This window comes from Rickettsia endosymbiont of Oedothorax gibbosus, assembly GCF_936269705.1.
GTDB lineage: Bacteria > Pseudomonadota > Alphaproteobacteria > Rickettsiales > Rickettsiaceae > Tisiphia.
This window is the reverse complement of record NZ_OW370493.1, coordinates 2,412,921-2,429,452: the sequence shown is the minus strand read 5'-3', so window position 1 is coordinate 2,429,452 and position 16,532 is coordinate 2,412,921. Positions and strand designations below refer to the sequence as shown.

Sequence of the window (16,532 nt, the reverse complement as noted above, 5' to 3'; positions counted from 1 at the left end):
TTGAGCCTAGAATAGAGCGACGATATTCTTTACCCGTTAGTAATACACTTGCTTTTAATAATTCTCTTATTCCTTGATTAATACTATCTACTTACGTCAGTTCGGGATAAGATATAGATGAAATAGTAATAGATAAAAGGATTGTCAAAAAGGAGTGCCTGCAGTATTTATATTTTTAAACAAAAAAACAAACTACAGGCATGAAAAAAGATATCACAGAATTATATAGTTTTATAGATGATTTTTGTAAAATTTATTTGGAGTATGAACAGAGAAAGTTATTACCATCAAATAAGCAAAGAAATCGCTGTTGTAGCATGAGTCTAAGTGAAATGTTAACAATAATAATTATGTTTCATACATCCTATGCTAAGAATTTTAAATTTTTCTATAAAAGTTATATAGAGTGCATGCATAAGGATGATTTTCCCAAAGCCTTGAGTTATAATAGATTTGTTGAATTAATGGCACGATTATTCATACCGCTAAATATGTTGATTCATTTGTTGTTTGGTGAGGAAACAGGTATTTATTTTATTGACTCTACAACGATTAAAGCTTGTCACAATAAAAGGCGTTATAGCAATAAAGTTTTTAAAGGATTAGCCAAACATAGTAAATCCTCTATGGGGTATTTTTATGGTTTTAAATTACATGTAATAATCAATAATAAAGGGGAGTTTATGGCATTAAAAGTGACCAAAGGCAATGTAGATGATAGGGTTCCAGTACCGGAGTTAACAAAAAGATTAACTGGAATTATAGCAGCTGATAAAGGTTATATTAAGCAAAATTTGTTCTTAAATTTATATGAAAGAGGCTTAAAAATGATTCATGGAATTAAGAAGAATATGGAAAATAAATTAATGGATTTGAAAGAAAAAATCTTACTTCGAAAGCGTAACTTAATTGAAACAGTTTTTGATTATCTAAAAAATAAAATGAACCTTGAACATACTAGACATAGATCACCAATAAATGCCTTTGTCCATATATTATCTACTCTTGTTGCTTACTCATTAAAGAAAAATAAACCTTCAACAAAATTTGATTTTAATCTACATGTTCACAATATCCTTATCCCGAATTGACGTTACTTCTTGGTTGCCTACAGTAATTATTAAACGTTCTTGTAGAGTAAATCTGCTACTATTCCAATCATCAATTAATCTTGCCATTGATTCTTCCAAAGTATGATCAATCTTTAACCCATTATGCCTCTCTAACAACACTATCCCAGCTGCAATATCTGACTTAGCAAAACATAAAGCCATTTCTCTTGCCCACTCCTGGCTTTGTCTTCTAATATCACTTAGTACATATGAACCAAATGTATTGGCAAATATTTCAAACATGCCACCTCGCTCGATTGAGGTTAGTTGCTTCTCATCTCCTGCTAATATTAAATTACAATTAGAGCTTCTTGCTATCTTAAATAATTCTAAATAATCACTATTACTTACCATTCCTGCTTCATCTACTACTAGTAAACTATTATTTGGCAGAGTAATTTTACCATTGTACAATTTAAATAAAAATCCCTTTACCGTGTAACATTGTTGATAACCCTTACTTTTTAGCTCTGATACAGCTTTATGAGTAGGGCTAAGCCCTATAATATTTTGTCCATGGTGAGTAACAAGTTTATAGGCAGTAGCCAGTATTTGTGATTTACCAGTACCAGCTCTACCACGTAGCATTCTTATCCCATTATATTGCAGTAAAATGTGTTGTAACGCTTCTCTCTGAGACTCGCTAATGTTAGAAAGTTTTGCTATGTCTTCTTTTAAACTTGCTATATTACCGACTATGTTATAATTGATATTATCATGAATTTTATTAGCTATTCTTAGTAATCGTAGTTCTTCTTCTCGAACATCATAAGTAGTGTAATATTTAGTATCTTTGCCATCTTCATTATATAGTTTTACTAACCTTTCTGAATTTAATACGTCTTGAATTAATTTTTGCTTTTCCTCTTGTCCTTGAATTTCTTTAACCGCTCTTACTACATCTTGTTTACTAAAAATAGCTTGATGGCTTATAATACGATTTAATACCCCATCACTATCTTTAATAATTTTTAGATGAGCTAGCTTGCGTAGCTTATTTTGCTCTGCTATTTCATTAATGATGTTTCTCATTCTCACAGAACCAAGATGTTGTTGTGGCATCATGCTTATTGAATCCACTCTAGTTTCTAAACCTAATTTAGCAAAATATCTGTTCATTACTTCTTTGGCTCTCTGATGAATCATCTGTGATTCTGGAATAATAAATGCTTTACCGTTAACTTTTTTAAATTCAGGGTTTAAATCTACTGCCTTAGCTCCTAAATTTTTACCGTCTTCTGTAAATCTCCTAGTAGTAATGAGTAGATGAGCATGCCAATTTCGTTCTCCATTATGGGGCTTATGTATATCTACTTGCACTCCTAAACCATTTTTTATCCATGCCATCTCTTCTATTATTTCATGGGTAATGGCTATTCTATCTTGTAAATCTAGCTCCTTATCGTCAGGCAAGGCTATAACAACATCTTTTAATAACTGACTATTCTTTCTTTTCTCTGCACTTTCTACTTCATTCATCAATATTTCAGGGTCTTTAAATCTTCGATCTACATAGCTAGGTAGTAAAACTGTATGATAGACGTTATCTCCTTTTCTGGCAAAATTATAAGTAACATTAGTCTGTTGATCTTTAACAATCTATAATGGTTCCAATATTTTGGACAGAAAAATAAGAAAAATGAGATAGAATTCTTTAGCAAACAAGGAGAGCTAGAGATGAAAAAACAAGTAAGGCAATATAGTGCTGAGGAGAAAGCCAAAATTGTCATAGAAGCAATTAAGGGAGAGCTAACAATAGCCCAGATAACCAGTAAGTATGGTGTTCATGCAACACAGATCAGTAACTGGAAAAAACAAGGTCTTGAGTTGTTAGTACAAGGTTTTAAGAATAAAACACAGAGTGCTGATCCAAATCAGCAGGGGTTAATCAAGAATCTATATGAGCAAATTGGTCAGTTAAGCGTTGAGTGTGACTGGCTCAAAAAAAAATCTGCATTGTTTGGAATTAAAGGTTAGGTGTAATATGATAGAGCCTAATCATAATAAGTTAACAATTGTACAACAGTGTAAGTTATTGGATATTAGCAGGTCAACCTATTACTATCAACCTACTGGTATTAGTGAACAAGATATCAAGATTATGGCAATAATTGATGAGACCTATACTATGCATCCATATTATGGTATGCGGCGGATGGCTAAATATTTACAAGCCCAAGGTTTTTCGGTAGGTCGTAAAGCTGTTAGACGTTACTACAAGATAATGGGTCTTGAAGCTGTTTATCCTAAAATAAATTTAAGCAAGAGGAATCAAGCGCATAAAATATATCCTTATTTACTAAAAGGATTAGAAATAGTATTGCCAAACCAGGTTTGGAGTGCAGATATAACGTATATAAGACTGAGCCAAGGGTTCGTATATTTAGTAGCTATTATTGACTGGTATAGTCGTTATATTCTAAGTTGGCGAATCTCCATTAGTTTGGAAAGTGAATTTTGTGTAACAGCCCTTGAAGACGCTATAGAAAAATATGGTATGCCAAAAATATTTAATACTGATCAAGGAGTACAATTTACCTCGGAGAATTTTATTAGTATGCTAAAGCTACATAATATCTTGATTAGTATGGATGGTAAGGGACGAGCCTTAGATAATATTTTTATTGAACGTTTTTGGCGATCATTAAAACAGGAAAAAATTTATCGGATTATTTTAACAACAGTAAAGGAGGCAAAGACAGCAATTAACGAATATATGGACTTTTATAATAGACAAAGGATGCATCAAGCTTGAGTCAATCATTTAATTTGTGTGTGCGTCAAGATAAGGTGCATTAATCTTACGGGTGAAAGTCCTGTTATGGAAGGAGTAGCTAGCTCCACCATATAGCGAGTCTTGTGCTGCTGAAGGTAACGACAGTAGTAAAGCGTAGACAGCGAAACATCCGAGCCGAAACCAAATGGTGAACGTGATAGCCCTGAAATGATATTGGTAGTGGAAGTCGATGTGCTACACAACGCAGTAGACAAGAGAAAACTAGAGGTCAAACTAGCGAAAATCCGAAAGTTTTCAACCATCGGGGTCTCAGGCGTCAGCGAGTTTGTAGAGATTAATGACACAACTTGAGAAGTCCTTATAACTCTTACTGAGTTAAGTAAGTATTCAAAGTACAAGTGCCGAAACATAAGGCTTTGGAGATGGTGTTAAGGATGGCTGAGTCAGTTGTAGTAGTGATGAAGCTTCGTAATGGGAGTGGAGCGAAGGGCTGACAGAAAGGTAAGAACGTAAGAGGGAAACAATGACCGTACACAGCATAGACGGAAATACATGGTCAACGAAACTTGAGCGTATAAAGTTGCTATCATCACAAAATCAAGACATAAAGTTTAATAATCTTGGACATATTATTGATTTAAAGATGTTAGAAGAACAATATAAGGAACTTGATAGCAAGAAAGCTGTAGGAATAGATGGTATAACCAAAGCGGTTTATGGTAAGAAGTTGGAAGCAAATTTGCTCTCGCTCCTTACTAAAATTCGCAAGGGGCAATATCAAGCTAAACCTGCACGAATTACATTGATTCCAAAAGAAGATGGAGGCAAAAGACCTTTGGTAATATCATGCTTTGAAGACAAGATAATCGAGTCGGCAGTAAGCAAGATATTAAACTCAGTGTTCGAGCCAATATTCTTAAAATGTTCTTACGGGTTTCGACCTAAATTAAACGCCCATGATGCACTTAAGGAGTTGAATAGACTTACGTATAACTTCAATAAAGGAGCTGTAGTTGAAATTGATATAACTAAGTGCTTCAATTCAATCAAACATTCTGAGTTGATGGGATTCCTAAGAAAGAGAATATCTGACAAAAGATTCCTAAGACTAGTTATGAAACTGATGGAAACACCAATTATAGAAAACGGCATTACAGTTACTAACAAGGAAGGATGCCGCCAAGGGTCTAAAACATCACCAATTTTGGCAAATGTCTTCCTACATTATGTTATTGACTGTTGGTTTGCTAAAATCAGCAAGGAAAACATAAGAGGGCAAACTGGAATGGTGAGGTATTGTGACGATATGGTGTTCGTCTTTGAGAATGAAGAAGACGCGAGGAAGTTTTATGAGGTTTTGCCCAAAAGATTAAACAAGTATGGCTTGAACATCAATGAAGCTAAATCGCAGATGATTCAGTCCGGTAGATACCATGCTGAGGACTTAGCTAAGCAAGGTAAGAAGATCAAGAGTTATAATTTTCTTGGCTTTACTTGCCAGCGATTCCAAATATGTCATAGAAGGAAGGTAAGTAAAAGGATATGGAATAAGTTTTTCGTAGAGGAATAGTTAAAAAAGTAGTCAAAGTTGGATAAATTATCTAAGATAATATCAATATAATATTGGTATCAAGTTATGCATTCAAAGAAACATTTAAGTTTTAGTGCAATCAGAAGTATGATTGCAGATAGATTTGCTGGTATAGAAGATAGAAGGGGTGTAAATAGTAGTAATAGTATAGCAGATATTATGTTATCTGGTTTGGCGTGTATGTATTTTCAATCAGTATCTTTGCTAGAATTTCAAAGGCGTATGGAAAGGAAGGAACAACGTAATAATCTGCGTAGCATGTTTACAGTACAATCGCTTCCTAGCGATCAGGGGATGAGGAACGTAATAGACCAAGTAGATAGTGACGTAACGTTTAGACCTATTTTCAAAGAATTATTTAGTAAATTACAACGAGGGAAGCATCTAGAACAATATCAAATATTTCCTGGTAAATACTTATTAAATGTTGATGGTACACAATATTACAGCTCTGATAAAGTGAGTTGTAAACGTTGCCTAATTAGAGGGCATAAAAATAACCAATATCATTGTCATCAAGTATTACAAGGGGCTATTGTAAAATTTGGGTTACGACAAGTAATACCAGTAATGCCTGAGGAAATTCGTGTACAAGATGGTGATGAGAAAGAGGATTGTGAGACGAATGCTTTCAAGAGATTTTTGACAAGATTTAGAAAGGATCATGATAAATTAGGGATAATAATCAATGCTGATGCCTTATATGCAACAACTCCAGTGATAGAAACAATTCGTGATCATAAAGCTAATTATATTTTTAAAGTAAAACCCAATAATCATAAGACATTAATGGATAATGTTCAATCTGTAGATAAATCAAAGATAGAGACATTGAGCCTTAGAAGGAACAAATTGATAATTGAATGGGTTAATGATGTTGAATTATTTACTAGCACTAAGGTAAGAACAAATTATATAGCGGCATGGGAGCTAGTGCCGCAGAAAGATGGTAGTAACAAAAGTCAGTATTATGGTAAATGGATTACTGATCTAGAAATCACCTCAGATAATGCTAAAACAATAATAGACGGAGCAAGAGCACGTTGGAAAATAGAGAACGAATGCTTTAATAGCTTAAAGAATCATGGTTATAATATAGAACATAATTACGGTCATGGTTCTGAGAATCTATGTTATAATTTCTACAATTTTACTTTGTTAGCATTTACTATTCATCAAATACACCAATTAGTTGATAAATTATTTCAAGAAATGAGGGAGCAATTTGGTAGATTAGGATCGTTATGGGAACGAATAAGAAGTTTAGTAGACCTTTTTTTCTTTGAATCAATGGAAATGTTATGGGAGATATTAGCTGGCAAACGAGATTACAGAGTCCCGCCAATATAGATTCGACCTATCAAAAGCTTTTTCTAGAGCAATAGACTTATTTATTGCTAACCGTTGGTTTTTACCAAATTGATTACAATAACGTGAATTATGATAAGTTTGTATAAAAATATTTATAGAATTCAAGAAAATACATACAAATCTTTAACAGAAAAATAGATTATTCGTCTTAAAGTTGAGTGGATCGCAATGCTAAAATTTCCCTATGTATCCATAATGTCATATTTGGAATTGCTGGGAGACTACAGTCAATTGATTATTAATAATTTTGCTTTTTCTATTTTTAATTACATCTTATGGTATTTATCATAGTCAGTCAATAATATTGACACACCTGCAAGTACAAAATATAATATACTTTAATATTGTTAGATGTATCCAATTCATGCTTGACATATTATCAAAATAAATCATTATGTTGTAATTTTTAAAATTTATTTAACCCGAGTTTATGATTATATACGATTATATAATAGTTGGTAGTGGTTTTGCTGGCTCTATTCTTGCAGAAAGAATAGCTTCGCAACTTAACCAAAGGGTGTTGGTCATAGAAAAAAGACCCCATATCGCTGGTAATATGTATGATTATAAAGATGTTAATAATATATTGGTTCATAAATACGGTCCCCATCTATTTCGCACCAATGAAGATAAAGTAAAAAATTATTTAAGTAATTTTACTCATTGGTATCCATACCAACATAAGGTTTTAGCTAAAATAAACGATCAATTAGTGCCAGTACCATTTAATCTAACCTCTTTAGAGCTTCTATTGCCAGTTGAAAAAGCCCTATTATATAAAGATAAGTTAATCGTAAACTTTGGTATGGAGACTAAAGTATCCGTTTCTAAGCTAAGAAATTTTGATGATGGTGATATAAGAGCGTTAGGGGACTTTATATTTGAAACATTATATTTAAACTATACAGTAAAACAATGGGGTGATAAACCAGAAAATTTGGATTTTGAGACCATAACAGCTAGAGTTCCTGTACATATTTCTTATGATGATAGGTATTTTCAACAAAGTTTTCAAGCTTTACCAGTTGAAGGTTATACGGCAATGTTTGAGAAAATGTTAAGTCACGATAATATTGATATTTTACTAAATATCGACTCTAAAGATTTACTGAAAATAGACCTTAATAATAAAGCAATCCTTTTTAAAGGACAAAAATATGAAGGTAATATAATATATACTGGCCCTATAGATGAATTGTTTAATTATCATTTAGGGGAGTTGCCGTACAGATCATTAAAATTCACAACTGAAACACATGATGAAGCTTTATTACAACGGGTAACTACTGTAAATTACCCCAATACCGAATTATATACTAGGATTACTGAGTATAATCATACTATGAGGGTACCTAATAACAAGAAGACAGTACTGATGTATGAATACCCACAAGAATATGATAGAACTAACCCTGAGAAGGATATACCTTATTATCCAATACCCAAAGATTGTAATAGTGAATTGTTTAATAAATACAAAGAAATAGCTAAAAATTTTTCTAATCTAAGGCTGATCGGAAGACTAGCTGAGTATCGATATTATGATATGGATGATATAATATTAAGGGCTTTAAAGGAGTTTGAAGATATAGAATCATTAACTAAAATAACAGCTTTATAATTATTTGAGAATGACCCTCCCCATAGACCTAAAACAAAAAATTATTACGTTACCAACTAATAAACTTAATGGTTTATATGTAAAACATAATAAAGAAGATGATAATATCACAATCATTAACTCATCAAATGAACTAAGATCTATAACTATAGATAGGCAGTTTATCCTATTTAAAGATAAACAATTTATTAGTTTGGTCAATAAAGGAACTTTGGTTAAGGGTGAAATATCCTTTACAGTTGCTGGAAAATTGACGTTTTTAAATTCAGAATTAGAAATCCCTTTATCTAATTTAGAATGTTTTAAAATTGTGCTTATCTTAAAAGCTAACACGGAAGTTAAAATAAAACAATTTACTTATTACATAACTAAAAAAAGTAAATTTGACAATCCTGTTTCTACAGCTGATACATTGATAATTTCTCCTGGATATCCTAGTTCTGCAAACCTGTATAATTTTGGTTTTGTTCATACTTCTATTAAAGCTTTTACCAATCATAATATTAAGCCAGAGGTTTTTTGTCATGATTATAATAATAGTTTTGTAAATGAATTTGATGGTGTAAAAGTTTATTATAATAGTTTAAGTTTTTTAAAGAATATAATAACTAATTCTAATTTTAAGAGAGTTATAATTCATTTTATTAATGAGAAATTACAAGATATTATTGATAGTGTAATTCTTTATCATGGTATAAAAATTTATTGTTACATTCATGGTGCAGAAGCACTTTACAGATATCAAGAATCATTTTGTGTGGCGTATGACGGGACATATAATCCCTATATTACGACTTGGCAAATAAGAATAAAAGATTTAATGTATAAAAAATATGCAAATAATAAAAATATAAAATGGATATTTGCAAGCAATTGGTTAAAGGCAGAATCTGAGAAATATATAAATACCAATTTCAATAATTTTGCCATAATTCCCAATGGTATAGATACTGATATATTTAAATATGTTAAAAAATCTTCAGATGATAGGTTAAACATATTTACTTTAAGAAAATTCGATGATTACAATAACTATGCTTTAGATCTAGTAATAGAGACCATCACTATTCTTCAGAATAAAGAATTTTTTAATCAACTAAACTTTTTTATTTATGGAGATGGTTTATTATTTAAAGATTTCTCAGAAAAAATACGATGGTCTAATGTGCATTTTATTCAAGGATTTCATACTCATGCTCAAATTAGCGAGCTTCATAAAAATTGTGGTATAATATTCCATCCAACAAGACTTGATAGTATGGGGGTTAGTTCTTTAGAAGGAGTAAGTTCTGGTTTAGTGTTGGTTAGTTCTAATGTTTGTGGTGTCCCAGAATTTATTAATCCTTCTTATTGTACTTTAAGTAATGATATAGAAAATCCGAAGTCTTATGCCAATATTATTGAGGATTTATTTTACAATCCAGATAGATTTTTAGAGTTAAGCGAGAAAATGTCTTATGATGTTTCTTCTAAATTTTCACGTAAAATGATTTTGGAAAAAGAATTACAATTATTTCAAAATGAACAAGAATTTTATATTAAACCTATAGAACATGAGCAAATAAAGTTATTATGTATATGTGTTCCTGTTTACAATATTGAGCGTTATTTACCAAGATGCTTAAATTCTATTTTATCTTGTGAGAATAAGCATTTACTAGAAATATTAGTCATAAATGATGGCTCAACTGATAACACTCAATCAATTGCTGAAGAGTACCAAAATAAATTCCCAACTATTGTAACACTTATAAATCAAAGCAATAAGGGGCATGGTGGAGCAGTAAATACTGGTATTAAACATACTAAGTCAAAATATTTTAAAATAGTGGATGGAGATGATTGGATAGATACTCAAGGGCTAGATAATTTCCTAAAATATTTAAATATGTTCGATGTTGATTTAATCTTACATGAATTATCGTATGACATGTTAGCTAATAGTGCTATAAGAAGTGAGGATTGTTATACACATCTTCCGTCTAAACAAATCTTAATTTTTGACCAAATAAAATTTGATTATTGGGGACCAATTTTATCAACTTCAACTTATAAAACTGATATTCTTAAGAAATCTAATATGATACTAACTGAAAAATGTTTTTATGTAGATATGGAATATAATGCGAAAGCTATACAATATGTTAAACAGGTTCTGTATTTAGATATACCACTTTATAAATATTATATAGGCAGACCTGCCCAATCCATTGCGGCAACAGGATTTAAAATCCATGATCATGAAAAGATAATTCTCAATATTATAAATTATTTGCAAACTAATGATGCCACCTTATACAATAAGCGATTAATAATGAATAAAATGTTATTTCATATGCTAAAAGGTCATAGAGATCGTATTTTGCAAGTCAGTCCTCTTAGCAAGACTAATTTAGAATTTTTTAAGAAAGTTAAAGATATTAATAATATAATTAATTGGGATATTAATTCTCATGATATCAGTAGGGAATTAGATAATTACTTATCAAAAATGAGACTCGTTACAGTAATAGATATTAAATTTGATAAATGTTTTAGTTATATCAAATTATTTATAAAAAACTTGTTAATAGCACCTTATACTCTAGGGTTGTTTACTTATAAAATACTAAACACTTATGATATCTATTATTTTAATAAGTATGCAAAAATATTAGCGAATATACTTATGCTACCAAAAAAAATAGCCAGCATAATATTAAAGAGATAATGAAGAAGGAATGAGTTGATCCTGATTAATTTCTTGAATTTACCATTGAATAATCTAATATAAAAGATATATAGTCGATTCATGAGACTATCGTTGAGAAGTGTATAACGCAGCTGTTGAAAGTTATACTCGATAATCAAGTTTTTTGCAGATTTGAATAAAATATAGGATCATGGTTGTCATCCCTGCGAAAGCAGGTATCTAAAAACACCCTGAGGTATTATAGATTCCGCACCGAAGCGGGAATGATGGTATGGACGAGTGAAGCGAAATATGCTTTACTTGTACGGAGTCAGCTGAAAAATAGTTTTCAGCTGCTCCAAATTAAATAATAATTTAATTAATAGGTCCATACCATGATAAATAATAGCATAAAAAATACTATAATAGGAATAGATTTAGCAAAAAATAGTATGCACTTGGTGCAAGTCGATCAAAATGGCAAAAAAATAGGTTATCAAAAAGTTACAAGAGATGAGTTAATAGCCTATTTAAGCAATCTCGATAAAAGTTCATTGGTAGCTATGGAAGCATGTGGAGGAGCTAATTATTGGTCACAGGAAATTGCTAAGCTTGGTTTGCAAGTCAAACTAATGAAAACAAAAGATGTAAAAGTTTATGCTACATCGAAACAGAAAAATGATTATAACGATGCGTTAGCAATATGCAAAGCGGCTCGTGATCCAGAATTAAAAACTGTGCTGCCAAAAAGCAAAGAGGAACAAGATATAAAATTTTTGCATAAAATTAGAAGTAATACGATCAGAGATCGTGTGCAAAAAACTAATTCTACAATATCAAGTTTATGTGAATATGGCTATAATACAAAATTAAGTAAAAATAAATTTTGCAAATCATGTAGGCTGGAGGTAGAGTTAGCGTATAGTAAAGGTTATATAAATTCTGGGATACGGTCAATTTTACTTTTAGAATGTAAAGAAATTGAGGATTTATGTGACAAAGAGAAAACTTTAGAAAAGCTGATTATCAGCAATAATAAGCAAAGTGAGAAAGCTACTAGGTTGCAGACAATTTTTGGCATTGGAGCAATCAATGCTAGTTGTTTGAGTGTAGCCCCAATGGAAAGTTATCCAACCCCGAGGGATTTTGCTGCTTCGCTTGGTTTGGTACCAAAGCAACATAGCTCAGGAGATAAGATAGTTTTAGGAGGGATTACCAAACAGGGAGATAGATATGCCAGAACTATGTTGATTCAAGCCGCAAGGACAATAGCAATAAGAGCAAAAAGTGGTAAGGAATCGAAAGATAAACTAGTGCAGTGGGCAGTGAAGAAATTTGCTGAAAATAAATCATATAATATTATATGTGTTGGTTTAGCAAATAAGTTAGCAAGGATTGCTTATGCAGTAGTCACCAATGGTAGCGAATATGTTGCAAATTAGTTTAGTTGAGAAAAAAGAAGAAACTATGTCAACTAAATAAAAATTGGTAATTGATAAATATTGCGAGTAAAGAATAGTAACAATAAAGAGAACGAAAGTTAAAGAGTTAATGAATAAGTATTCTGAATAAAATCCGTAATTATGTCGAGGCTCTAGAAGCCGTGGGAATGAGAGGTCACTCAAGGATATTTATAAGAATGCAGAAACCATTATGGCACTCGATGCCGAATATATGACCGCTTCCTTTGTGGCTCTATTTTTTTATTTTCTTTGTTGACAAATTCACTCGTCCATATATGACAAATTTTGCGTTTAAAGATAGATGTTGTGACTCGGATATATTCAAATTTCCTTCAAACAACCTACTATTTATAAGCTCTGCAAAAAACTTGATTATCGAGTTATAGTGAATTAACTTGAATTGGCAACGTTATAAATCCGATTAGTATTTAGCCTCAACGTCATTACGAGGAGCCACTTTAGTGGCATTGATGCAATCCAAAAAACTATTAAAATGGATTGCTTTGGAGGCTTACGCCTCCTCGCTAATAGACAGCACGATGGATGCTTATTCGGCACCAATTCAGGTTAATTGACTATAGAACTGGTTAGCTACACTTAATTTTTTAACATAATTTATAGTGATTGGATATTTGTATGACCAATAAAGCTCTTGATCTCTTTTTAAGATACTATCTTTTTATAATAGTTGCATTATTAAATGCTGGCTGTTCTCATAAAGGAGTGGAGGCTTTATCTAAACCGCATCCTGATATTGTAAGCTTTCACAATGATTTTGCTCATTTACAAAGAGAACTTCCTGTATTGCAAAAGAAAAACTTACTTTTCCTAGACCCTGTGCCAGTTGCAAATTATGGTGACAGAGAAGGTAAAAAACTATCAATGGTTATAGTTCACCATACTGGTATATCAACATTAAAAGATACAAAAGAATTGCTAAACAAAATAGGTCTGTCTGCTCATTTTATTGTAGATAAAAATGGCAGTATTACGTTAACGGTTCCTTTAGAAAAGCGGGCATACCATGCTGGTATTAGTTATGCTAAAATTAAAATGGGTGAGCAATTTGAAGAATTAACTGCTTTAAATAATTATTCTATCGGCATAGAAATAGTGAATACTGGGCGTGAATTGTTTTCACAACAGCAAATGGAATCTGTAAAAGAATTGCTCCTATATCTTATGAAACGTTTTAAAATAAGAAAAGATATGATATTTAGTCATTCTGAAATAGGAACAATATTGTACAGTAAAGCATTTGACAGTTATGTGCTACGTAAAGTTGATCCGCATAGATTATTTGATTGGGAGTTATTGGAAAGAAATAATATAGGGCTTCATATAAATAATAGAATAGAATCCAACGAGGCTAAACGTTTAATGGATAAAGTATTATATAAAATGGGAGATAAAAACACAGATATTCTAAAATTAAAAGAAAGACTGAATAGATTTTTTTATAAGATACAACCTTGGAATGATAAAGAAGGTAAGGTAGTTTTGCCTGATGATCGTATCAATTATTCAAATGAATTTGATGAGAGTTTTATGTGGGTAGTATATCAGTTTTCGATACATAATCTACCAATAGAAATTAGGAAGGATTTACTTTTAAAACTTGAGCAACAAGATGTATTTCCTAAGCTTTTAGATAAGTATCGAGATAGTATTTATTGTGAATTCAATAATTTACACTCCAAAATTCATATGCTTATTAAACCACGTGATTTAAATGAAAAAGACTATAAATATTTATTAACTTCCCTTACAAATTATGAACAAGAGGTATCACGTAATACGTTCAATAGCTTAATATATAAAATGGAAATATATTATAATTCTGATTTAAGGTATGATATAATCTTGCCATATAATACCTTTAAAAACAATTTATTAAATAAAATAGATGTTTTACAACAAGATATTTTATCTTTGGAATCTTTAGAAGCTCATAAAATTACTGAGGTTTCAAATTTAATAGCTATGTTTAAAGAAAATATTTCTTCTGAATTCCAAAAATTCGAACAAGAATATTCTCAGCAATACATAACAGTATGGAAGAAAGAATTCCTACCTCTTATGAAAAAACAAGTTAAATGGACTGCCTTACATGAGGAAATATTAAAATACTTAGAGAAATCTAAATCACAAATTAATGAGACGAACTAAATAGGAAGTGTAATATAGTGAATTATTAAGCAGCATTTAGTACCGCAGTTTTCCATTTGCTAGACCAATCATTACTATGGATTATAGATCTTAATTGCAAAATAGGATTTAACCCCTCTCTAGACCATCTCATGTGTTGCTGCCCTTTACATCTTTGATTGATTAAACTCTCAACAGTTGATTCAGCAAGATTACTAGTAAAGATCAGCCCTTGATCCTTCCTTGTTGAGTAATCCACAATTTTATCTTTATTATTATCAACATATTGGGATAATTTTTTAATCCTATCATGATGCTGTTCTTCTTTTGTCAGTGCTAATATTTCTTTAAATCTTATCATCGCCTTCTCCACATCTCCTCTCCATAAATGCCACTTGATATGCATCAGATCTTCTTTTAGCCTTTTTGGTAACGATATATTCTCAAATTTCATACCCAAATGAAACCAATCTAAAATATAAGTTATTTTAGCACACAAAGGCTCTAGTGCCTTTGCTATATTCCAGCAATTTGCCGCCCCATCACATAGTGCGGTAATATGTGTTTTTGGGCTTAAGCCTTGTTTCAATGCTGCAATAATAGTAGAACTTATAATTTGTTTTTGACGATCATCCTTAATTGACGCTGCACAATTCTTACTTATAATATAATTCCTGGTATCTTGACTATTTGATTTTATAGATTCTGGTTTGTAAACTACAGCCACCATAGCCTCCATACTACGTTGATCCTCTGTTGTCTTTATATGTCCTCCATCTACATTTAATATTAGTTCAACAGCATCTTCAGTAATGAGCATTTCCTTCTCATCAGCATTGATATCTTCAATAGCATTGCCAACTGATTCTGTAACTTGTTTAATACGATTATGATTATTAATTTGCCGATCTTTACCAGAAAATAATTCAAATAATTTCTCTCCTTCTCTAAAACTATGTGTAGCACCTAGTGTAGCTTGTATTTTTTTTAAATCACCAGAAATTACTCCCTGCAATAACGTGCGGACGGTAGAGTGCGTTTCATATCCGCAATTATGGCATTTAAATCTCTGTATTACAATGTTATGATCAGTGAAAACATCGTGAAAAGTAGATTTATTTACACCAGTCTTATGCATTTTAATTTTACACTTAGGGCAAGTAACTTTTGTTAGTTTATGGATTAATTGAATCTTTTCCTGCAAAACTATATCCTGTACTCCTTGAATTAAAGCAATTTGATTATCCAAACCTATGGAAAAATCTAGACAATTACTTGGTTCGTTAAGCTCGCCATTAAGTACTTCTACTCTTGAAATTGTTGTAGTGGGTTGCTTATGATCATACGATTCATATATTATTCTATATCTTCTTGTTGTCATCCTATTACTCATAGTTGCTAATAATGACATTATTGTATCGCCTTTTTATAACAATGTCAACTCACTATATTACACTTCCTATAGCAAACGTATGCAAATAGAGGAGACGTTTCGAGTGATAAAAAGTCATCAATTTGGTCTTGCTGGAAGATATATTCGAACTTTAGATGTGAATAGATGGGGAGTTTTAATGTTACTATCTGCCATTGTTATTATAACATATTGGGTTATAGGTGTGGTAGGCTATAGCCAAGGTATGCAAAGAATTTTCCAACCTAACACAGTAAAAGATAAAAAGATTTATTCGTATTTTACCCTTGGGAAATTTATTATTGAATTTAATTATTTGCATGCCATAAAACCATTGGTAGAACCCCTGGCATCTATTATAAAGACGGAGCTTTGTCGTGCTTAACCTGAATATTGCATGAAAGAAT

The 16,532-nt window shown here is 31.3% G+C and carries 9 protein-coding genes and 2 pseudogenes; 9 read left to right on the top strand and 2 right to left on the bottom strand.

Features of this window, described 5'->3' with window-relative positions; all coding sequences use genetic code 11:
* The first annotated feature begins 200 nt into the window (after window positions 1–200).
* Window positions 201–1,091, top strand: coding sequence for an IS982 family transposase (locus NBW66_RS13345; protein WP_250310582.1), 891 nt, complete (start codon window positions 201–203; stop codon window positions 1,089–1,091).
* On the opposite strand, the pseudogene NBW66_RS13340 reads toward NBW66_RS13345, so the two are convergent.
* A pseudogene (locus tag NBW66_RS13340) lies at window positions 1,086–2,711 on the bottom strand (AAA family ATPase); the annotation flags it as partial. The gene NBW66_RS13345 and the pseudogene NBW66_RS13340 sit on opposite strands and share 6 nt — an antisense overlap.
* A gap of 78 nt (window positions 2,712–2,789) precedes the next feature.
* Between NBW66_RS13340 and NBW66_RS13335 the strand changes: the two are divergent.
* The 7 genes and pseudogenes from NBW66_RS13335 to NBW66_RS13305 all read left to right on the top strand — a co-directional run bounded on the left by NBW66_RS13335 (window position 2,790) and on the right by NBW66_RS13305 (window position 14,735).
* A pseudogene (locus NBW66_RS13335) lies at window positions 2,790–3,867 on the top strand (IS3 family transposase).
* A 505-nt stretch (window positions 3,868–4,372) separates the two neighbouring features.
* Window positions 4,373–5,419, top strand: a complete 1,047-nt coding sequence (locus NBW66_RS13330; RefSeq protein ID WP_250311271.1) for a reverse transcriptase domain-containing protein — start codon at window positions 4,373–4,375, stop codon at window positions 5,417–5,419.
* Between the two features lie 66 nt (window positions 5,420–5,485).
* On the top strand, window positions 5,486–6,790 hold the full coding sequence (locus tag NBW66_RS13325; RefSeq protein ID WP_250311217.1) for a transposase: 1,305 nt from the start codon (window positions 5,486–5,488) through the stop codon (window positions 6,788–6,790).
* A gap of 451 nt (window positions 6,791–7,241) precedes the next feature.
* A complete protein-coding gene (gene glf, locus NBW66_RS13320) occupies window positions 7,242–8,432 on the top strand; it encodes a UDP-galactopyranose mutase (RefSeq protein ID WP_250311270.1) in 1,191 nt (396 codons plus the stop codon).
* Window positions 8,433–8,442: 10 nt separating this feature from the next.
* The gene (locus tag NBW66_RS13315; RefSeq protein ID WP_250311269.1) at window positions 8,443–11,142 is read left to right on the top strand and encodes a glycosyltransferase; all 2,700 of its coding nucleotides are present in this window, start codon (window positions 8,443–8,445) and stop codon (window positions 11,140–11,142) included.
* Window positions 11,143–11,498: 356 nt separating this feature from the next.
* Complete coding sequence (locus NBW66_RS13310; protein WP_250310795.1) at window positions 11,499–12,545, top strand: IS110 family RNA-guided transposase; 1,047 nt, start codon at window positions 11,499–11,501, stop codon at window positions 12,543–12,545.
* Between the two features lie 657 nt (window positions 12,546–13,202).
* Complete coding sequence (locus tag NBW66_RS13305; protein ID WP_250311268.1) at window positions 13,203–14,735, top strand: N-acetylmuramoyl-L-alanine amidase; 1,533 nt, start codon at window positions 13,203–13,205, stop codon at window positions 14,733–14,735.
* Between the two features lie 25 nt (window positions 14,736–14,760).
* Here the strand turns inward: NBW66_RS13305 and NBW66_RS13300 are convergent, their stop codons facing one another.
* The gene (locus NBW66_RS13300) at window positions 14,761–16,125 is read right to left on the bottom strand and encodes a UPF0236 family transposase-like protein (protein ID WP_250311117.1); all 1,365 of its coding nucleotides are present in this window, start codon (window positions 16,123–16,125) and stop codon (window positions 14,761–14,763) included.
* A gap of 85 nt (window positions 16,126–16,210) precedes the next feature.
* Between NBW66_RS13300 and NBW66_RS13295 the strand changes: the two genes are divergently transcribed.
* A complete protein-coding gene (locus tag NBW66_RS13295; RefSeq protein WP_250311267.1) occupies window positions 16,211–16,510 on the top strand; it encodes a hypothetical protein in 300 nt (99 codons plus the stop codon).
* Window positions 16,511–16,532: the final 22 nt, after the last annotated feature.

Coding starts and splice junctions, on each gene's coding strand:
- NBW66_RS13305 (WP_250311268.1), top strand. CDS start 13,203: ATGACCAATAAAGCTCTTGATCTCTTTTTAAGATACTATCTTTTTATA.
- NBW66_RS13300 (WP_250311117.1), bottom strand. CDS start 16,125: ATGTCATTATTAGCAACTATGAGTAATAGGATGACAACAAGAAGATAT.
- NBW66_RS13330 (WP_250311271.1), top strand. CDS start 4,373: ATGACCGTACACAGCATAGACGGAAATACATGGTCAACGAAACTTGAG.
- NBW66_RS13345 (WP_250310582.1), top strand. CDS start 201: ATGAAAAAAGATATCACAGAATTATATAGTTTTATAGATGATTTTTGT.
- NBW66_RS13325 (WP_250311217.1), top strand. CDS start 5,486: ATGCATTCAAAGAAACATTTAAGTTTTAGTGCAATCAGAAGTATGATT.
- NBW66_RS13315 (WP_250311269.1), top strand. CDS start 8,443: ATGACCCTCCCCATAGACCTAAAACAAAAAATTATTACGTTACCAACT.
- NBW66_RS13310 (WP_250310795.1), top strand. CDS start 11,499: ATGATAAATAATAGCATAAAAAATACTATAATAGGAATAGATTTAGCA.
- glf (WP_250311270.1), top strand. CDS start 7,242: ATGATTATATACGATTATATAATAGTTGGTAGTGGTTTTGCTGGCTCT.